This window comes from Corynebacterium sp. AOP40-4SA-5, from assembly GCF_052377355.1.
Classification (GTDB): Bacteria; Actinomycetota; Actinomycetes; order Mycobacteriales; family Mycobacteriaceae; genus Corynebacterium.
The window spans coordinates 57,674-76,566 of record NZ_JBQSWS010000008.1; the positions used below are offsets into that span (position 1 = coordinate 57,674).

Here is an 18,893-nt window from a genome sequence, read left to right on the forward strand (position 1 = left end):
CCTCGGCGACAAGCTCCTCGAATGACCTCATGGGGCCACTCTAACGAACCGGGAAAGCCCAACCGCACCTTGACCGTGCGGGAATTATCGCACTATCATCGTGCGGAAATATTCGAACGAATGAGGAGAAGAGCATGTCCCCATCCAGGACCTACGAACATCCCGACACAGACGACATCACCATCCACCGCGTACTTTTCGCGCTCAGTGAACCACTGCGGCTGAATATGGTTCGCATGCTCTCCGATGGTGGCGAGGTCGACAGTCTCGAGCTCGGACCCGACCTGCCTCGCTCCACCTTGACGCACCACACCAGGCTCCTCCGGGAGTCGGGCGTTGTCTTCGTCCGTGCGGAGGGGCGCAAGTGCATGATCGAGTTGCGTAGCGATGACCTTGAGTCCCGCTTCCCCGGACTTATCGACACCGTGCTCGGCGGATACGAGGAGGTGGACCCTTGATCCGCAAGGTATGGCCGTTGACCGCCGCCGCAGTTGCCCTGGGTATCGACGCCTACGTCCTCGCCGGCGTCCTGCCGCAGATCGCCGATTCCCTGTCCACCACCGCAGCGATGATCGGACTCGGTGTCACGGCGTTCACTGCCGCGTACGCGGTGGCGGGCCCTCTGTTGTCAGGACGGCTGACCCGGGGAAGCACCGCCCGTGCATTGCTGATCGCGCTCGGGGTCTTCAACCTCGGCAATCTCATCACCACCCTGGCACCTGGCGTGGAAGTATTCCTCGTTTCACGGGTCATCGCCGGTGCAGGTGCCGGCATCCTCACCGCTGTCGCCACGGCGACGGCGGCGGCCATGGTGGACGACACCGAACGGGGCCGCGCGATGTCGATGGTGACTTTCGGGCTCTCCGCCGGAACGGTCGCCGGCGTCCCCCTCGGCATGCTGATCGGCGACACAGCGGGCTGGCGGTGGACCATGGCCCTGGTCGTCGCTTTCGGAGTATGCAGCATGGCGGCGCTCGCTTTGCGAGCCCGTCACCTCCCGGTATTGGACAGTGGTGGTGGGCCGGTCTTCAGCGTGCTGCGCTCGGCGAAGACCAGCCTCGGCGTTGTGGCCGCATTCCTTCTCGGTGTCGCGAGCCTGGCGCTGTACACCTATCTCCTGCCGATGGCGGAATCCCGCGGCCTGGACGACTGGGGGTTCGCACTGGTGTGGGCCTGGGGCATCGGTGGGGTCGGGGCAACGGCCCTGATCGGCAAACCACTCGACCGCGTCGGTCCACGACCGTTCCTCATCGCGCTCCCGTTGGTTCTCGCGCTCGGCTTCAGCCTGGCCTGGACCAGTGCGAACCCCATCGTGTGGATCATCGCCGCGGCGCTCTGGGGCGCGGCGGGCTGGGCTACGGTGCCCACACTGCAACAGGCGCTGACGGCCGACCGACCTGCCCAGGCCATGCCGGTCATCGCCTTTCAGATGGCGGCGATGTACCTCGGTTCTGCCGTAGGCGCTGCGGCGGGAAGCGGTCTGCTCAGCGGCGGGGCCGTCGCAGCGGACCTCGCGGGGTGGGCTCTCCTCCCCGCTGGCGGAGCACTGCTGCTCGCCGGTGCCGTCAGCTTGCTGCTAACGCGCGGCGGCGACCCGGTCAGGCCTGCAGGTCGATGAGCACCTTGATGTCGTCGTCCCGGTGGTCGAAGGCCTCCTCGTAGTTCGACAGGGGCACCACGCGGGTGACCAGCGACGACAGCCAGTCGCGGTCGGCGTCGCCGAGGGCCTTGGCCGCGGCCCGCCAGTGGTCAACGTTGGCGTTGACGGAACCGACCACGGCGGTGTTGTTGAGCACCATGCGCTTGCCCGCGGCGGCGATGTCGACCTCCATCGGGTCACCCTCCTGGATGCCGAGCAGGCAGACGACCGGGTAGGGGTGCGCGTGGGTCAGGGAGGCGCCGACGAGCGGGCCGGCACCGGTGGTCTCGATGATGATGTCCGGGTCCACGGTGTCCAGGATCTCCCGGAACTCACCGGTGTGGTAGGTCGCGCCCAGGTCAGCAACCAGCTTCGGCTTGATGCCGTCCTCCACCCGGTCCACGACGTGGACGTCCAGGCCACGCTGCTGGCCGATCAGTGCGGCCAGCAGACCCACCGGACCGGCGCCCGTGATCACCACGGTGGTCGGCTCGTTCCACGCACGGTTGCCGACCCGGTCGACCTGGTCCCAGGCCTTGGCCACGACGGAGGTCGGCTCCAGCAGGGCGCCGGTCTTGCCCAGCGCCCGGTCGACCTTGACCACGAAGTCCTTGTCCACGACCCACTCCTGGGAGCCGAAGCCGTCGATCTCCTTGATGCCGCGCTCGCGGTACTCGCCGTTGCGGCACATGTCGAACTCGCCGCGGGCACAGGCGCCGCAGGGCTCCGGGTCCGGACGGCGCACCACGCCGACGACCAGGTCACCCTCGGCGAAGTCGGAGCCCTCCGGGGCAGAGATGACCTCTCCGAGGGACTCGTGGCCGATGATCAGGCGTTTGTGGCCCTCCGGCGCCCAGCCGTAACCGCCGGAGTTCAGGTCGTGGTCGGTTCCGCACACGCCGAGGGCGAGTCCACGGACGAGCAGCTCGCCGGGCCCCGGGGTGGGGGCGTCGAACTCCTCGACGGTCAGGGAGTCGGCCCGACCTGGTTCTACAGTGATGGCTTTCATGGTTCCTCCTGAAATCGACTATCCGGCGTACTGCCGGACGGGTTGTCCCTGGACGCCGGGTTCGGCGACGTAGACCGCCCCGGCGGTGGGTTGGGTGCCGTCGGGGACGCTCTCCCTGGTCGTGGTGATGAACAAGCGGTCCAGGTCCACACCGCCGAAGGTGCAGGCGGTGATGTTCGTGACCGGCAGGTCCACCTGCTCGACCAGGCGTCCCGAGGGGTCCCGGCACTCCACGCGTGAGCCGCCGTAGACGGCGGTCCACACGTTGCCCTCGGCGTCCACGCACAACCCGTCGGGCCCACCGGCCGGGTCGGCGTCGTCGAGGGTGAACAGGGTCCGTCCGTCGTGCAGGCCCTGCTCGGCGTCCCACGAGAACACCTGCGTCGAGCGGGTCGGGGTGTCGTTGTAGTACGCCAGCGTCCCGTCCGGGCTCCAGTCGATGCCGTTGGAGACCGTCACCGCCTCCAGTGCCGTGGTCACGGTGCGGTCGGCGGCCAGCGCCACCAGCACCCCGCCGCCGGACGCCTGGTCGTAGCGCATCGACCCGCCGTACAGCGTCCCGTCCGGCGAGCAGCCGCCGTCGTTGAAGCGCACCTCGGAGGAGGACAGGACGTCCACCACCGGTGCCAGGTCGGACAGGGCCGGGTCGTCCGCGAGGCGGACGGCGTGCTCGGTGGCGACCACCGCTCCGCCGCCCCGGCGGGGGCGCAGGAACGCGGCGACCGGGTCGCCGACGGCGACGGCGGTGACCGATCCGTCCTGCGCGGCGGTGAGGACCCGACCTGCGGTCATGTCGACGTAGCGCAGCGTTCCGGCGACGGACGAACCGTCCTGCGGCCACCACACGGGGCCCTCGGCGTGGAAAGCGACCGGCTCGGTGAACTGTGAGGCTCTCATAAATCTGAGTGTAGGCACGCCCCGAACGCAGTGTGGTAAGGCTACCCCCGCAGGTATCGCGGGGTAGCGTGGCGGCATGGCGAAAACAGGAGACCGGACGACACGGGAGACACTGCTGCGCAGTGGCTATGCATTGTTCGGCGTAATCATAATCGGACTGGGCGCGGCCATCCTCCAGACGGGTGGGGTCGGCGTCGACCCGTACACCGCGATGAACATCGGCATCGCGGCGTCGCTCGGGTGGACACTGGGCGCCTACCAGCTGCTCAGCAACCTCGTGCTGTTCATCCCCGTGCTGATCTGGGGGCGCAAGTACATCGGGCCCGGCACCGTGATCAACATGGTGCTCACCGGGTTCTTCATCGACCTGTTCACCTGGATGCTCAAGCCGCTGAAGCCCGAGGATCCGTCGATGCTGGTGATGACCATGTTCTTCCTCATCGGCATCGGGGTCTTCGCCTTCGGCGCCAGCGCCTACATGAGCGCCGGGGTCGGAACCGCCCCCTACGACGCGATCGCGCCGATGATCGTGGAGCGCACCAAGCTGTCCTACACCTGGGTCCGCGTCCCGCAGGACGTGCTGATCGTGGTCCTGGCGATCCTGTTCAAGGGCCAGGTCGGCTTCGGTACCGTGATGACCGCGTTCTTCAACGGGCCGCTGATCCAGAACTTCACCGAGAAGTTCAACCGGCCCGCCGTGGAACGCCTCGTGGGAAAGAAGTAGTCAGAACACCGGCCACGGCACCGCCGGCATGTGGCCGCCCGGGGCGGGGAACCGGCCCGCGGCGAGCAGCCGGTCGCACCGCCCGGCCAGGGCGGCGACCTCCGCGACGCTGAGCAGCTCGCCGAGCCGCTCGGCCAGTCCGCCGGTGACGTCGCTGGTGAGGCCGTCGCGCACCGCGCGCACCGCGGCGAGTTCGGCGTCCTGCAGGTCCTCACCGACCCAACCCCACAGCACCGTGCGCAGTTTGTCCTCGGTGTGGAAGGTCAGGCCGTGGTCCACGCCGAACAGGTGCCCGCCGGCGGCGGGCAGGATGTGGCCGATCTTGCGGTCGGCGTTGTTGACCAGCACGTCGAAGAGCGCCATGCGCCGCAACGCGGGGGAGTCCTCGTGCAGCAACGACACCGGCTCGTCGTCCTCGTCGACGCCGTCGAGGACGTGACGCCAGCCGTCGGCGACCAGCCGCGGGGCGTCCGGCGTGGCCACCAGTTCGACCGGCGAGGTGTCGGTGACCGGCTCGCACCACAGCTGCACCATGCCCTCGCCGAACGGGCCGTCGCGCAACCAGGTGCGCGGCACCACGTCGAAACCCAGGGCGTCCGACAGGACGTAGGACGCCACCTCCCGGCGTGCCAGGGTTCGGTCCGGGAAGTCCCACAGCGGCTTCTCGCCGATCAGCGGCTTGTACACCACCAGTGTCCCGTCGACGGTGCCACGGAAGGTGGCGTTCGACGCGGCGACGATGCGCCCCTCCAGTTCGAGCTCGCCCTGCGGGAGAGTACCGGTGACGTCGGAGCTCACGTCACAGCCCGTCGGGGATGCCGCACTCGTGGCCCTCGGGGTCCATCGGCTCACCGCAGCGCGGGCACAGCGGACGCCCCGAGTTCACGATCGCCAACGTCCGGTCCACGAACGCCTTCGCCGCACCCACCGGGATGCGCACCGACAGCAGCTCGTCCGGCTCGACCTCGAGCTCGACCGGCTCATCGGCGTCCACCGACGCCTGCAGCTCCTCGAGCTCCTCGGCGTCCAGCTCCGGCGGGGGAGCGGCTTCGATCACCACCTGCGAGGTCTTCGGGTCCCAGCCCAGGCTGAGCACCCCGACCCGGAACTCCTCGTCGACGGGCATGTCCAGCGGATCATCGTCGACGAGCAGCTCGTCGGTGACGTCCGGGACGTTGAAGGGGTTGCCGTCCTGGCTGCGGAGTTTGCCGAGCAGCTCGGCGATCCCCTCCGCCAGCGCGGCGGACTGCTGCTTCTCCAGGGCGACGCTGACCGTGGTGCCACGGTCGCGGGCCTGCAGGTAGAACGTCCGGTCACCGGGCATCCCCACAGTGCCGACGACGAAGCGGTCCGGCCAGTCGAATCCGTGTGTGGTGGTGGGCATGGGGCCCATTGTAGGAGCCTTGGACGTGCCGGTGCATCAAATAGGTCGCGGAGATCAGCGCGAGTGGCCGGCGCCGCCGCCGACCTGTGCTTCGGTGTCGCCGGTGTTGCTGGCGGCCGTGGCCAGTGCCGCGAGCCAGGACAGGTCGCCGTCGGTGGTGTTCACGCACAGCACGTGCGGCATCGCCGCGGTGTAGCGGATGATCGTCACCGACGCGGGGTCGGCGTGCACACGCTGGAAGTGGTCGAAGGGCATGCCGTAGGCGTCGGCGATGACGGACTTGATGATGTCGCCGTGGCTCACCGCCGCCCACACCGCTCCGGGTCCGTGTCCGGACTCGATCGCGGCATCGTGGCGCCGGACCGCGGCGACGGAACGCTCCTGCATATCCGTCAACGATTCCCCGCCGGGGAACTGCGCGGCGGACGGTTGCTCAATGACCGTCTTCCACAGATCTTCCTTGCCGAGTTCGGCGAGTGAGCGACCTTGCCAGTCGCCGTAGTCGCACTCGACGATGCCGTGCTCGGTGATGAGCTCGGGTGCCGTTGTCTGCTGGTCGATGATGGTTTTCGCGGTCTGTTGGCAGCGCTCCAGTGGGCTGGCGACGACGGAGGCCAGGGGGACCTCGGCGAGGCGTGCGGCGGTGCGGTGGGCCTGGTGGTGCCCGGTGTCGTCGAGGAGGACGCCGGGGGTGCGTCCGGCGAGGACGCCGTCGGTGTTCGCGGTGCTGCGTCCGTGGCGGACCAGGATGACTGTGGCCATGGCGCCGAGGTTAGCCGTGGTGGGGCCGGTCGTGCAGTGGGGCCGATGTCATCTGAGCCATGCCCTGGGGGCATTTTCAGGGCGGGAACTGCCCCGGGGCATGACTCAGGTGACATCGTGGCAGGAGGGGCACGCCACCCCGCCCGGCGCCCACCCACCGCTGACCCCGGCGACTCTGTGGCCCGCGAGCCGGGGGCTACACTCTTCCCCGATGGTAATCATGCGTGCAGAGGCGGCCTATCAGCGGACGGCGGCGGCCTTCAGGAATCCGACGCTTGACCTGCTGCACGGCAGGTACGCGCCGTTCGTCGTCGCGGCGTTGTCGCTGATCTTCACCCCGGACCGTCCCACCGTGGCGATCTCGGACGCCCACGTGGAAGTCGGGGACGTCGTCGACGAGCTGCGTGCCGCCGGCTACGACGAGGACGACCGGGTCGACCGGGGCTCCCGTGGCCTGCCGTCCGGCACCGGCCGGGAGATCTGCCGCTACTGGGTGCGCGTCGGCTGGCTCGTCCCGCAGATCGAGGACGACGTGGAGGTCTACCGGCTCTCCGCGCAGGCCGTCGGCGCCCTGGAGATCGTCGGACGCAGCGGCCTGGGACGTGCGCGGGTGTCGCGCTCGCGTGTGCGCACCCTGCTGGACGCCGTGGACCAGCTCGCCCACGCCGCCGAGACCGACCCGCAGGAACGCATCGCCACGCTGCAGGCCGAACGTGCCTCGATCGACGAGGAGATCGCACGGCTCGAACGCGGCGAGATCGACCCCGTCGACGACGACCAGCTGCTCGAGGAGGCGGAGAACGTCGCACACCTGTCCCGCGAGCTGCCGGCGGACTTCGCCCGGGTGGCGGAGTCGATCAACGCGATGCAGCGCGACGTGGTCGCGGACCTGCGTCAGGACGTCCGGCCCACCGGCGAGGTCCTGCGCGAGTACCTGCACCGTGGCCAGCACGTCATGGAGGCCACCCCGGAGGGCCGGGCGTTCTCCGGGGCGTTGAACCTCATCGGCGACCCGGAGCACATCGACCACCTCACCGACCAGCTCAGCATGCTGATGGCGTTGCCGTTCTCCCGGCACATGGGTGCCGAGCAGCGTCGGGAGCTGCTGGCGATCGCGCGGCGTGTGGAGCAGGGCGTGCAGGAGGTGCTCACGGCGCAGCGTCGGGCGTCGCACGTGATCACCGCGCAGGTGCGGACCCACGACCCGGTGCGTGACCGGGAGGTCGACGACCTGCTGCGCACCGTGATGTCGGGGCTGCAGACGTGGATGCATCAGACCGGGGCGCAGGCGCGCCGGCATGACGAGGTCGAGCCGCTGCGCAGTTTCCCGACCGCGCACCTGGGGCATCTGCGTCAGACGCTCAACGACCTGGAGGTGCCCGGTGGTCCGGAGCCGCTGCGGTCGGACGAGTCGGACGTGGAGTTCCTCCACGCCGACACGCGCGCCTGGGGCGGGCCGTACTACCGCGAGCTGGAGGAGTACGTCGCCGGGTTGGACGGCGACAGCTTCGACCTCGCCGACGCCTTCGCCGCGGTCCCGCAGGACGCCAGACGTCCCGTCGACCTGCTGGGCCTGCTGGAGATCGCGCACCGCAACGGCATGCAGGACGGCGAGGACGTCTCCGTGGTGGAGACCGTGCGCCCCGACGGCACCGTCCGGCGCTTCGCCTTCGGCGCCGTCACAGCAAACACAGCAGTCGACACCGACCGAGGAGCTGAGCAATGACCGAGAACGAGCCGTTCATCGACACCGTGCCGATGGAGCAGGACCCGGACGAGTGCTTCGCCGGCGACCGCGGTGTGCTGGACCCGGAGGTGCGCCGGGTGCTGGTGCGTCTGCTGCAGCGCCGGTTCCTGCAGGCCGACCGTAACCGGGAGGACTGGAAGGTGCTGATGGACAACCAGCAGGTCATCGAGTCGCGGCTGCACGACCTGTTCGTGCGCCTGGTCGTCGACTCCGACCGCGGGGTGGCCTACAAGCAGCAGGTCCGCTCCGACGAGCTGGACGTGCCGATCCTGCTGCGCGATGAGGCCTACACCCGTGCCGAGACGCTGGTGCTGGTGTACCTGCGCACCGTCTACCAGCGCGAGTCCACCGCCGGCGAACTCGCCGCCCGGGTGGACGTCGAGGAGGTCGAGCAGACCGTGATGACCTACTTCACGCAGGCCAACGGGGACGTCGCGCGGCGTCAGAAGCTCATCCGCAACGCCCTCGGCCGCCTGCGCCAGGAGGGTGTGATCGACGAGGAGACCGAGGGCCGCTACCGCATCAGCCCGCTGGTGGAGATCGTGCTCAGCGCCGACCGGCTGCGTGAGCTCGACGAGTGGCTGAAGAAACAGGTTCAGGAAGACGGAGGTACGGAACTGTGACGATGCTCGACACGTTGTTCGGTCTGGTGCCGGCTGAGTCCCGCGGGCAGCAGTGGTTGGCCGACGAGCTGCACCTGGTCAACTGGGGCGGCTACGACGGCGCCCACCGGGTGAAGTTCTCCCCGGAGGCCACGCTGCTGTGCGGCGGGTCCGGTTCCGGCAAGTCCACGCTGATGGACGCCTACATCGCGCTGATGATGCCGCACACCACCCCGTTCAACGGTGCGTCCAACGGGGGAGTGACCGGCCGGCCGCGCGGCGAGGACCAGCGCAACATCCTGTCCTACGGGCGCGGCAAGATCGACGAGTCGCGCACCGACGACGGCACGCAGGTCACCGTGCTGCGCGGTGACGGCTGCGACACGTGGACGGCGGTGTCGATGACCTGGACCGACCACGACGGCTCCCGGTTCACCGCGGTGCGCGCCTGGTACATCCCGGCGTCCGCCCGCGTGCTGGACGACACGGTGAAGGTGCGCGGTGTGGCCGAGGGCGAGTTCGACCCGGCCGTGCTGGAGCAGGCGGCCGAGCGACGGCTGTCGGACGCCGCGGTGCGGGCCGTGGGTCTGGAGACCATGGCCACCGACCGGGAGTTCCTGGCGCGCGTGCACTCGGTGCTGGGCATCGGTGCGGCGGGTGCGGGGGCCAAGGCGATGAGCCTGCTCGCCCGGATCCAGGCAGGTCAGCAGATCACCACCGTCGACGAGCTGTACAAGCGCATGGTTCTCGAGGAGCCGGAGACGATGGCCACCGCCGACGCCGTGGTCGCCCACTTCGACGAGCTGGAGAGCACCCGCACCCGGATGGTTACCGCCCAGAAGCAGGTCCGGGTGCTGCAACCCGTCCGCGGCATCCGGGCGAGGATCGAGGAGTCCGCCGAGCGGCTGCGCCTGCTCGACGAGCTCGGACGCTTCGCCGACGCGTCCTCCCTGGCGTCGTTGTGGCGCACCTCCCGTCGTCTCGACCTGCTGCACGAGGCGGAGACCGAGGTGCGCACCCGCAAGCAGGCCGCGGACGCCGAGGTGCGCGCGCAGGTGGCGTCCGCCGAGGCGGCCGAGGCCGAGCGCGACGGCCTGGTGGACGTCCTGCGCCACTCCGGCGGCGACCGCCTGGACACCGCCGAACGCGAACTCACCCAGGTCGACCGGCGGCTGACCGCGGTGCGGCAGAACCGGGAACGTTTCGAGGAGAACACCGCCTGCCTGGACCTCGACGTGGCCACCGGCGACGACTTCGCCGCGCTGGCCGAGCGGGCGCGCGCCGCGCTCGCCGACCGCGACGCCAAGACGTCCTCCCGCGACGCCTACGCGGAGTCGCGCGCGCAGCTCAAGGACCTGTGCCGGCGGCTCGCCGAGGTCGAGACCGAGCACCGCTGGACGCAGCAGCGTCGCGACAACATCCCCGAGCGCCTGCACGTCGCCCGCCGGCTGCTGGCCGACGCCGCCGACCTGAGCATCGACGACCTGCCCTTCGTCGGCGAGCTGGTGGACGTGGCCACCGAGTACGAGCCCTGGCGCGAGGCGTTCAACCTGGCTCTCGGCGGCTTCGCCACCACCATGCTCATCGACGCCGACGACCTGCCCCGCTTCCGCCGGGCCGTGGAGACCGTGCGCACCGACGTGCGGCTGCGCTACGAGGGCGTGCACACCGGCTTCGAGCAGCGCGACGGCCTGGACCCGCAGCGCCTGCCCGGACGCCTGGACTACCGCGAGACCGCCTTCACCGGCTGGCTGCAGGACCGCCTGGAACGCCAGTTCGGCTTCCACTGCGCCGACTCCGCCGACGAACTCTCCGAACGTCAGCCCGCGCTCACCATCACCGGGCAGGTCTCCCAGGGCGACCGCGGAGCCCACGGCGGGCACGGCGGACGCAACGTGCTGGGCTTCTCCAGCCACCGGCGCCTCGGCGAACTCGAGGAGACCATCGGTGCGTTGCGCACACAGGTCCGCGAGGCGGAGGACGCCGAACGTGCCGCCGGCGCCGACCTCGACGCCCTGGACGCCCGGCACGCCGCCTACTCCCGCGTCACCGACCTGACCTGGGAGGAGATCGACGTCGCCAGCGTGGAGGCCGAACGTGCCCGCTGGTCCGGCATCATCGACGAGATCACCGACGGCAACCCCGAGATCGCCGACCTGCAGCGGCAGATCGCCGAGCTGAAGGTCACCGTCACCCGCCTGCAGGAGTCCACCGGACGCGCCAAGGGCGAGCAGGAACGCCTGGCCGCGCAGTGGGCCGACACCGTCGACGAGGTCGACGCCGCCCAGGAGGCACTCGACGAGGCGGAGAGCGCCGGCCGGGAACTCGACGACGCCCAGGCGTCCTACCTCAACGAACGCTTCGACCCGCCGGAGGCCGCAGACGCCGGCGCCGGTTCTGCGGCGACCGCCAAGCGTCTGGCCAGGTTCGACGCCGCGCTGGACACCGCCTCCAGGCGCCTGGAGGACGACCGGGCCGCCGCGCAGAACACCGTCGCCGAGCAACGCGAGGCGCTGCGCCGGACCATGGAGACCTTCCTCGACGCCTGGCCTAACCCCACGCTGCGCGCCGACCCCGACACCTCCCTGAAGGACTTCGAACGCATCCTGGTCGACCTGGAGACCAGCGGGCTGCACGAACTCGAGGCCGAGTGGCGCGACAGCCTGCTCACCCTCTCCGGCAACGACCTGACCAACCTGGACTCCACGCTGGGACGCTCGCTGCGCGAGATCCGCGAGCGCATCGAACCGATCAACCGGATCATGGAGGACCTGCCGTTCTACGACGACGACCACCGGCTGCAGATCTCCCCGCGGGAGAACCAGTCCGAGGTGCGCCGCCGCTTCCGCAAGGACCTGCGCGACGTGCGCACCCTCATCGCCGAGGCCGGCAACGACGGCGAACGTGAGCAGGCCTACGAGCGCATGGCGCGACTGATCAACCGGATCCGACGCACCGCGCCCGACTTCGCCGACCTGGTGGACGTGCGCAACCACGTGCGCGTCAGTGCGGAGAAGATCCACGCCGGGACCAAGGAGCACGCCGCCCTCTACGACCACATCGGCGAGAAGTCCGGTGGCGAGTCCCAGGAGCTCATCGCCTTCATCGTCGGTGCGGCACTGCGTTACCAGCTCGGCGACGCCGACGCGGCGCGTCCCCGCTACGCGCCGGTGTTCCTCGACGAGGCGCTGATCAAGGCGGACGCACACTTCACCGAACGTGCCATCGGTGCCTGGCGGGGCCTCGGCTTCCAGTTGGTCATCGGCGCGCCGAACGACAAGTACAGCGCGATCGAACCGCACGTGGACGTGGAGTACGACATCCTCAAGGACACCCGCGGGCGCTCCTGGGCTAAGCCGAAGGTGGGGTTGGTGGGGTGAGAGGCACCCCGCGTCGCGTGCAGGATAGGGCCCTCGCGTGCCAAGGAAGGGACGACTCCGGCACGCTACCGGGGGGGGTCGGTGGCCTACTGCTGCGTGGTGTTGACGATGTAGAGGTCGCAGGGCGACTCCGCGGCGACCTTGCGCGCGATGCTGCCCAGGATCCGGGAGAAGCCCTGGACGTGCTTGTTGCCCACCACGATGGTGTCAGCGTCCAGCTCATCGGCCTTCTTCAGCAGGGCCTCGGCCGGGGTACCCTCCACCGCGGCGGCGTGCACGGTGATGGAGGGGTACTTCTCGCGCAGGACGTCCGACACGGAGTCGGCGACCTCCTGCGCGGCGTGCGAGTAACTCTCCGTGAGCCGACGGTAGGCGGCCTGCGTCCCGGCGCTCGGGTTGTTCGCCCGGGCGGCCTCCAGGGTGACCGTGCCGCTGATGCTGAACGCGGAGAGCACGTGCAGCTCCGCACCGGTGCCGGCGGCCAGCTCGGCCGCCTTGTCGGCGGCGGCGAGGGCCGTCTGGCTGGAGTCGACACCGGTCACGATCGTCTTGGTCATGGTGCACCTTTCGAGGGAAGGACGGATACTTTCGTCAGTGTAGTCTGCGTCGGAACAGTGCGTGTCCCGGTACGAGCCTCAGTGCGTGGTGTGCACGATGAACAGGTCGCACGGTGCCTCGGCGGCGACCTTGCGCGCCACACTGCCCAACACCCGGGAGAACCCCTGAACGTGCTTGTTGCCGACCACGATTGTCTCGGCGTCGAGCAGTTCGGCCTGGCGCACGAGCACCGCCGCCGGCGTGCCCTCCTGGGCTGACGCCTCGACGGTGAGCCCGGGGTGCGCCTCTCGCAGCACGTCGGCGACAGCCTCGGCCACCTGTCCGGCGGCCCGGGCCTGCCCCTCACTCAGCCGCTGGTAGGCGACCGAGGTCGACAGTCCGAGGTCCCGGGTCTTGAACGACTGCAGGGTGTCGGCCGTGCTGGTGCTGAAGGCGGAGAACACGTGGAGCTCGGCCCCGGTGCCCTCGGCGAGTTCCGCGGCGCGCATCGCCGCGTTGAGCGCGGTCTGACTGGAGTCCACGCCGGTCAGGATGATCTTCTTGCTCATCGGGGGCCTTCCTGGGGATCGGTCGGTGAGGTGGGTGAAATGGGTGAGGCGGTGGCGGTAGCCGAGGTTGTGTCGTTCTCGGCGGCCTCTGCCTGAGCCTCTGCCTCGTCCTCGGCGCTTCCGGTGCCGCCGTCGGCCAGGCCGGCCTGCTCGATGAGCTTGGGGCGGCGCACGGCCTGCCAGATGGCGAAGGCGATGGAGGCGATGGTCAGGATACCGAGAACCAGTGGGATGGGCTCGAGCATCCAGGTGAAGCTGCCGTTGTTGATGATCATCGCACGGCGGAAGCCGCTCTCGGCGATGGGGCCGAGGATCACGCCGATGATCAGCGGGGCCAGCGGGTAGCCGCCCTTGACCATGATGTAGCCGAGGATCGCGGCGAGGAACATCACCAGCACGTCGAAGACGCTGGAGCGCATGGCGTAGGAGCCGACGACGGCGAGCACGATCACCGACGGCCACAGCAGGCGCGGCGGGACGGACTCGATGAGCTTCACCCAGAAGCTCGTGCCGAACCAGCCCAGGACCAGCAGCACCAGGTACACCAGTGCGAAGCCGATGAACAGGCCGTAGATCAGGTCCGGGCTGCCGGTGAACAGGGTCGGGCCGGGCTGCAGGCCGTGCACGGTCAGCGCACCGATGAGCACGGCGGAGGTCACGTCGCCCGGGATGCCCAGGGTCAGGGTGGGCACCATCGCACCGGCGGTGCCCGCGTTCTTCGACGACTCCGCGGCGGCGATGCCCCGCGGGTCGCCCTTGCCGTACTGTGACTTGTCCTTCGCCGCACGCTTGGACTCGTTGTAGGCAACGAAGGAGCTGATGTCGCCGCCGACGCCGGGGATGATGCCGATGATGAAGCCGATGGCGGAGCCCAGGAGGCTGGACGGTGCCAGTTTGCGGAACCAGGACGGTGTGGCACGGAACTTCTCCGGCTTCATCTTCAGGTTCAGCTTCGTGACCCGCTCGACCTGCAGGAAGGCCTCGGAGACGGCGAACAGGCCGATCATCAGCGGGATGAAGGAGATACCGGAGATCAGGTCGGCGTTGCCGAAGGTCAGGCGGGGGAAGCCCTGGATGGTGTCCAGGCCGATCATGGCGATGCCCAGGCCCAGGAAACCGGCGATGAGGCCCTTGACCATGCGTCCCTCGGAGATCGAGGCGATGATCGTCAGGGCGAACAGGGCGAGCATGAAGTTCGCCGAGGAACCGAAGCCCAGGGCGAAGTTCGCGATCACCGGGGAGAAGAACGCGAGCAGCAGCACGCCGACGAAACCGCCGATGCAGGACGCCAGCACGGAGATCTTCAGGGCCTGCACGCCCTTGCCCGCCAGGGTCATGGCGTGCCCGTCGGCGACGGACGCGGCGGAGGCTGGCGTCCCCGGCGTCCTGATCAGGATGGCGGGGATGGAGCCGGCGTAGACGGCTCCGCCGTAGATGCCGAGCAGCAGCATCATTCCGGCCAGTGGTTCGAAGGCGAAGGTGAAAGGGAGCAGCAGCGCCACTCCGACCGTCGCCGAGATGCCGGGTAGTGCACCGACGACCACGCCGATGAGCACACCCAGGACGAGCATGAACAGGACCTGCACGTCGGCGATGGCGCCGAAACCTTCTATCCAGTTACTCATGGCATGATCCCCTCGATGATGCCGTCGGGCAGGTAGACACCCAGGGCGGCGGTGAACAGGTAGTAGACGACGACGACGGCGACGGCGACCGGCACGAGCACCAGTCGCAGCGGGCTACGGATACCCATGATCAGCAGGCCGACGACCATGAAGACCAGGGTGGAGAGCATGAAGCCCAGCGGTGTCATCGCGTAGGTGTAGGCGATGCCGGCGACCACGATGAGCACCGTGCGCAGCCGGGCGCCCTTCTCCGGCAGGAAGGTGTTCTTCTCCGCGTTGAACAGCAGGAGCACACCGAGTCCGGCGAGGGCGAAGCCGATGAGGCGGGGGAGTGCGGCGGTGCCCGGGTCCTCCGGCTGCCCCGGTTCAGGGAAGCCGGCGGCCAGGACGAGCAGGGCGACGCCGAGCAGCAGGATGATCACCGCGATGATGCGGTCACCCAGGAGTGAGCCCTGCGCTTGTGTCTGGGGTTGTGTCTGTGTGTCGGTCATCATTCCGCTCCCAGTCCTGCATCGGAGACGACGGTCTCGTAGCGGTCGTATTCCTCAGAGAGGAAATCGTCGAAGCCGGCTGCGTCCTTGTACTCCTGGGTGAAGCCCAGGTTGTCCATGTAGTTGGCGAAGCCCTCGCTCTGGCGCGCCTCGTTGAAGCACCTGTTGAGTTCCTCGACGTCCTCGTCCGGGGTGCCGGACGGGGCGAACAGGCCGAGGATGGCGTAGCTCGTCCAGTCCACGCCGGCCTCCTCCACGGTGGGGACGCCGGGAAGCAGGTCGTCGAGGCGCTTGTCGCCGGCGATCGCCAGGGCACGTAGCTGGTTCGACTCGACGTAGGGCGCGATCTCCGCGGCGCCGACGGCGACGGCGCGGGTCTCGTGCCCCATGACCGCCTGCAGGGCGCCGGCGGCGCCGCCGTAGGGGACGTTGCGGATGTTGGGTTGCTCGGCCGCCTGGGCGAGCCCGGCGAAGCCCATGTGGTAGATCGAACCGGTGCCGGAGCTGGCCATCGTGACGTCCTCGTCGGTGGTCAGCAGTTCGTCGACGTCCTCGATGTCGGAGTCCGGCGGCACACCGTAGGCGACGGGCTGTTCGCTGTACTGCATGATGCCGCGGACGTCGTCCGGCCCGATCTCGGACACCCCGAGGTGGGGAAGGATCGAGAGTTCGATGGTCGCCACACCGATGGTGTTGCCGTCCGGGGCGGAGGAGGCGACGGACTGGAAGCCGACCGTGCCGGAACCGCCGGACTCGTTGCGGATGATCACGTCGCGTCCGCAGGTCTGCTGGGCGTAGATGGCGAGCTGGCGGGCGGTGCCGTCGGCGGAGCCGCCCGGGTCGAAGGGGACGACCAGGTTCAGGGGTGCACCGCCGGACGAGGAGCCCTCCGACTCCTCGTCGGTGCCGCAGGAGGTCAGTGCGAGGGCACCGACCAGGGTGAGTGCGGCGACGGCGCGTCCTGCCCTACGGGTGGTTCCTGGTCTCGGTCGTGTTGGGATCTGTCCACTCATGCATGGTCCTCGGGTCTCAACGTCGGTCGCGAGCGAGTGTTCACTGTGCGAACTCTCGTTCGCTTTACGACTAAAACTTACCCGATGGAAAGTGTTCTGCACAACATCGCCGGTTAAATTGGAGGTCAGTCACTTCCCTCGCGCTCGACGACGAGGATCCGGGCCTCCGGGGCGGGGTGGGCGACATGGGCGTCGCCGACCTCGACACAGCACAGCGAACCCGGGGTGAGGTGCTCGACACGCTCCTCACCGTCCACGGTGTAGTGCATGTCCACCGCACCGTCGAGGACGACGAAGATCTCCGGGCCGTCGTTGACGTGCCACTTGTACGGTTCGTCGGTCCAGTGCAGCCTGGCGGTCGCGGTCTCGAACACCCCGAGGTCGAGGGCGCCCCACGGGCGCTCGGCGGTGAACTCGCTGGCGTTGATGAATCTCATGTGTTGCTCCGTGTTCTTGTCCGGGTTCTTGTCAGGGGTGGACGTGGACGGTCGTCCCGCCGAGTACCCGCCCGTTGACCTGCACCTCGATACGGTGCGGACCGGGGTGGATCGTGCGGATCGACACGTGGGCGAAGGCGTGCCGGCGGCTGAACTGCACGGCCTGACCCGGCGGGAGGTCGCGCACGGTCAACTTGAACACCTTGCCCGCCTTCGGCCCGCGCGCCCCCTGGTAGTGCACCACGTAGTCCACGGCCGCCCGTGTCGGCGCCGTCGCGGCGTCCGCACGCAGGGTGAAGGACAACGTCGTCGCCTCGCCGATGGCGATCGTCGACGGGGAGCAGGACAGCTCCAGGAGCTCGACCGGGGCATCCGGGTCGAAACCGAGGATCGCCAGGGCGCGCGGATCGCCGCGTTTGATCAGTGTGCGCAGGCTGTGCCGCACCACGAAGTCGCCCTGGGTCGACGCCTCCGCCCACCGGCGGGCCGTCTCCAACGCGAGCTCAGGATGGTCCTTGGCGATGTCGTTGAGGTGGTTGGCCACCGAGCGCCGGACGTATAGGGAGCCGTCGTTGACCAGGCCCTCCAGCAGCTCCAGCGCGTCGGACGGGTCGGCGATGAAGCGGGGGAGACGCCCCGACCAGGGCAGACGCGGGCGTGTCCCCTCCGAGACCAGGCGTCGGACGTGCTCGTCCGGGCTGTCGACCCAGGTGCGTAGGTGCGCCATGGTGGTCTCGTAGTGGTTCAGGATGAACGGGCGGATCGCGAACTCCGCGGTGTGGTGCGAGGTGAGGTCGGCCAGCAGCGGCAGGGCCACGTCCGGCCGGTCCGCCATCGCCACGGCGACGTAGTCGTTCACCGGCATCCCCGCCCATTCCGGCAACGCCGTCGCGGTGCCGTCCTGGCCGCCGGCGCGCAGGACGCGGCGGACGACGTCTGCGGCGCCCTCGGCGTCCTGCGCGTTGTCTTTGTCGTCGCCGGACGCCGGCAGCGTCGCCGCGAGCGCGGCGGCGATCTGCGCGCTCCGCGCCTTGAGCTCCAGGTCAGCAAGGCCCGAGAGCGCCAGGTTCTCGAAGGCCGCGCGGTCGAAGGTGGGGGATGCCGCGGCGAAGGCGGCCCCGATGCCCGTGACGAGCTCCGGTGACAGGTAGTCCTTGAACGCTGACTTCTGGGGCTTGTCGTTCTGCTCGTCCGTCATAGGCGACAGTTTGCCATGGGCGTGTCAGCCGCTGTTCCCTCCGGCTCCACCATCTGGCAGGGATCCACAAGACCCATCGACGGATGGGTAGCGGACAGTAGGTGAGCGCGATATAGTCGTGATATCACATGATAGTAGGAGGTGGCGGTGATGAGTGACCTGTTGATTCGGAACGTCGACGACGATGACATTCGGGCGATCGATCGTCAGGCCGCGCGGCTCGGGGTGTCGCGTAGCGAATTCCTTCGCCAGGAAGCTCGGAGGATTGCGCAGCAGGCTGCCGCAGCAGAATCCGGACCGCTGACGAGAGAAGACCTGAACCGTGCCGCAGACCTGGTGGAGGATATTCTCGATGACGAGGTCATGGCTCGGGCATGGGGGTGAGCGAGCGGTGGTTGATCGACAAGTCTGCCTACGCCCGGCTCGGGGTGTCGGATGATGCCGACGTGTGGCTTCGCCGCATCGAACGGGGACTGGTTGGCGCCGCGACCGTGACGGTGCTTGAACTCGGGTACTCGGCTCGCTCCGGGGAAGACTGGCACACGATCACGGCGATGCCGCCAGTATCGATGCTGATTCCCGAGCCGATGACCCCGGGGATTGAAAAGCGGGCGGTAGCGGTCCAGGGGCTCCTCGCCGGCCGTGGGCATCACCGTGCAGTGAAGGTCCCGGATTTCATGATCGCTGCGGTGGCCGAGTTGAAAGGCTATACCGTGCTGCATGTCGACAAGGACTTCGAGTTGATCGCGGACGCTACTGGACAACGGGTAGAGAGGCTGCGAGGGGATTTCTAGATCAACGGGGTTCGTCGGGGACCGTATGTCGTGCACGGCTCGTGCCGGCACCGTCCGGGCGGTAATGCGCCACGCAGCACCCACA

20 protein-coding genes are annotated in these 18,893 nt (G+C 69.0%); 8 read left to right on the forward strand and 12 right to left on the reverse strand.

Annotated features, from left to right (window positions below):
- Positions 1-134: 134 nt before the first annotated feature.
- Together ACT3S3_RS06735 and ACT3S3_RS06740 are read left to right on the forward strand one after the other, a co-directional pair.
- The gene (locus ACT3S3_RS06735; RefSeq protein ID WP_301441877.1) at positions 135-458 is read left to right on the forward strand and encodes an ArsR/SmtB family transcription factor; all 324 of its coding nucleotides are present in this window, start codon (positions 135-137) and stop codon (positions 456-458) included.
- Complete coding sequence (locus tag ACT3S3_RS06740; RefSeq protein WP_301441876.1) at positions 455-1,618, forward strand: MFS transporter; 1,164 nt, start codon at positions 455-457, stop codon at positions 1,616-1,618. Before ACT3S3_RS06735 ends, ACT3S3_RS06740 begins: the two co-directional genes overlap by 4 nt.
- On the opposite strand, the gene ACT3S3_RS06745 is transcribed toward ACT3S3_RS06740, so the two are convergent.
- Both ACT3S3_RS06745 and ACT3S3_RS06750 read right to left on the reverse strand, forming a co-directional pair.
- The gene (locus ACT3S3_RS06745) at positions 1,599-2,648 is read right to left on the reverse strand and encodes a glucose 1-dehydrogenase (protein ID WP_301441875.1); all 1,050 of its coding nucleotides are present in this window, start codon (positions 2,646-2,648) and stop codon (positions 1,599-1,601) included. The genes ACT3S3_RS06740 and ACT3S3_RS06745 overlap by 20 nt on opposite strands.
- Positions 2,649-2,666: 18 nt before the next feature.
- Positions 2,667-3,545, reverse strand: coding sequence for an SMP-30/gluconolactonase/LRE family protein (locus ACT3S3_RS06750; RefSeq protein ID WP_301441874.1), 879 nt, complete (start codon positions 3,543-3,545; stop codon positions 2,667-2,669).
- Positions 3,546-3,621: 76 nt separating this feature from the next.
- Between ACT3S3_RS06750 and ACT3S3_RS06755 the strand changes: the two genes are divergently transcribed.
- Complete coding sequence (locus ACT3S3_RS06755) at positions 3,622-4,269, forward strand: YczE/YyaS/YitT family protein (RefSeq protein WP_301441873.1); 648 nt, start codon at positions 3,622-3,624, stop codon at positions 4,267-4,269.
- On the opposite strand, the gene ACT3S3_RS06760 is transcribed toward ACT3S3_RS06755, so the two are convergent.
- From ACT3S3_RS06760 to ACT3S3_RS06770, 3 genes are read right to left on the reverse strand one after another with little or no spacing between them, the layout of a single operon-like run.
- Complete coding sequence (locus tag ACT3S3_RS06760; protein WP_301441872.1) at positions 4,270-5,067, reverse strand: SCO1664 family protein; 798 nt, start codon at positions 5,065-5,067, stop codon at positions 4,270-4,272.
- Position 5,068: 1 nt separating this feature from the next.
- On the reverse strand, positions 5,069-5,653 hold the full coding sequence (locus ACT3S3_RS06765; RefSeq protein WP_301441871.1) for a DUF3090 domain-containing protein: 585 nt from the start codon (positions 5,651-5,653) through the stop codon (positions 5,069-5,071).
- 54 nt (positions 5,654-5,707) lie between these two features.
- The gene (locus ACT3S3_RS06770; protein ID WP_301441870.1) at positions 5,708-6,415 is read right to left on the reverse strand and encodes an MSMEG_4193 family putative phosphomutase; all 708 of its coding nucleotides are present in this window, start codon (positions 6,413-6,415) and stop codon (positions 5,708-5,710) included.
- Between the two features lie 211 nt (positions 6,416-6,626).
- Between ACT3S3_RS06770 and ACT3S3_RS06775 the strand changes: the two genes are divergently transcribed.
- The 3 genes from ACT3S3_RS06775 to ACT3S3_RS06785 are packed head-to-tail and all read left to right on the forward strand — an operon-like array spanning position 6,627 to position 12,144.
- Positions 6,627-8,141, forward strand: coding sequence for a DUF3375 domain-containing protein (locus ACT3S3_RS06775; protein ID WP_444626466.1), 1,515 nt, complete (start codon positions 6,627-6,629; stop codon positions 8,139-8,141).
- The gene (locus ACT3S3_RS06780) at positions 8,138-8,785 is read left to right on the forward strand and encodes a DUF4194 domain-containing protein (RefSeq protein ID WP_301441868.1); all 648 of its coding nucleotides are present in this window, start codon (positions 8,138-8,140) and stop codon (positions 8,783-8,785) included. The genes ACT3S3_RS06775 and ACT3S3_RS06780 overlap by 4 nt, the downstream gene beginning before the upstream one ends.
- Positions 8,786-8,787: 2 nt before the next feature.
- Complete coding sequence (locus ACT3S3_RS06785; RefSeq protein WP_441579523.1) at positions 8,788-12,144, forward strand: ATP-binding protein; 3,357 nt, start codon at positions 8,788-8,790, stop codon at positions 12,142-12,144.
- An 86-nt stretch (positions 12,145-12,230) separates the two neighbouring features.
- On the opposite strand, the gene ACT3S3_RS06790 is transcribed toward ACT3S3_RS06785, so the two are convergent.
- The 7 genes from ACT3S3_RS06790 to ACT3S3_RS06820 all read right to left on the reverse strand — a co-directional run bounded on the left by ACT3S3_RS06790 (position 12,231) and on the right by ACT3S3_RS06820 (position 18,014).
- On the reverse strand, positions 12,231-12,701 hold the full coding sequence (locus ACT3S3_RS06790) for a universal stress protein (RefSeq protein ID WP_301442948.1): 471 nt from the start codon (positions 12,699-12,701) through the stop codon (positions 12,231-12,233).
- A 78-nt stretch (positions 12,702-12,779) separates the two neighbouring features.
- Positions 12,780-13,250, reverse strand: a complete 471-nt coding sequence (locus ACT3S3_RS06795; protein WP_444626468.1) for a universal stress protein — start codon at positions 13,248-13,250, stop codon at positions 12,780-12,782.
- Positions 13,247-14,875 (reverse strand): tripartite tricarboxylate transporter permease, encoded by a 1,629-nt coding sequence (locus ACT3S3_RS06800; RefSeq protein WP_444626470.1) that lies wholly within the window; start codon positions 14,873-14,875, stop codon positions 13,247-13,249. The genes ACT3S3_RS06795 and ACT3S3_RS06800 overlap by 4 nt, the downstream gene beginning before the upstream one ends.
- Positions 14,872-15,366 carry a tripartite tricarboxylate transporter TctB family protein gene (locus ACT3S3_RS06805; RefSeq protein WP_301442945.1) on the reverse strand — a complete coding sequence of 165 codons (495 nt, stop codon included), beginning with the start codon at positions 15,364-15,366 and terminating at the stop codon, positions 14,872-14,874. Before ACT3S3_RS06805 ends, ACT3S3_RS06800 begins: the two co-directional genes overlap by 4 nt.
- Positions 15,366-16,379 carry a Bug family tripartite tricarboxylate transporter substrate binding protein gene (locus ACT3S3_RS06810; protein ID WP_441582468.1) on the reverse strand — a complete coding sequence of 338 codons (1,014 nt, stop codon included), beginning with the start codon at positions 16,377-16,379 and terminating at the stop codon, positions 15,366-15,368. Before ACT3S3_RS06810 ends, ACT3S3_RS06805 begins: the two co-directional genes overlap by 1 nt.
- Positions 16,380-16,504: 125 nt before the next feature.
- On the reverse strand, positions 16,505-16,816 hold the full coding sequence (locus ACT3S3_RS06815) for a cupin (protein WP_301442943.1): 312 nt from the start codon (positions 16,814-16,816) through the stop codon (positions 16,505-16,507).
- A gap of 31 nt (positions 16,817-16,847) precedes the next feature.
- Positions 16,848-18,014, reverse strand: a complete 1,167-nt coding sequence (locus ACT3S3_RS06820) for a DNA alkylation repair protein (RefSeq protein WP_444626472.1) — start codon at positions 18,012-18,014, stop codon at positions 16,848-16,850.
- Between the two features lie 150 nt (positions 18,015-18,164).
- On the opposite strand from ACT3S3_RS06820, the gene vapB reads away from it, so the two are divergent.
- The gene (gene vapB, locus ACT3S3_RS06825; RefSeq protein ID WP_301442941.1) at positions 18,165-18,398 is read left to right on the forward strand and encodes a type II toxin-antitoxin system VapB family antitoxin; all 234 of its coding nucleotides are present in this window, start codon (positions 18,165-18,167) and stop codon (positions 18,396-18,398) included.
- On the forward strand, positions 18,389-18,808 hold the full coding sequence (locus ACT3S3_RS06830) for a PIN domain nuclease (protein WP_444626473.1): 420 nt from the start codon (positions 18,389-18,391) through the stop codon (positions 18,806-18,808). The genes vapB and ACT3S3_RS06830 overlap by 10 nt, the downstream gene beginning before the upstream one ends.
- The last annotated feature ends 85 nt before the right edge of the window (positions 18,809-18,893 follow it).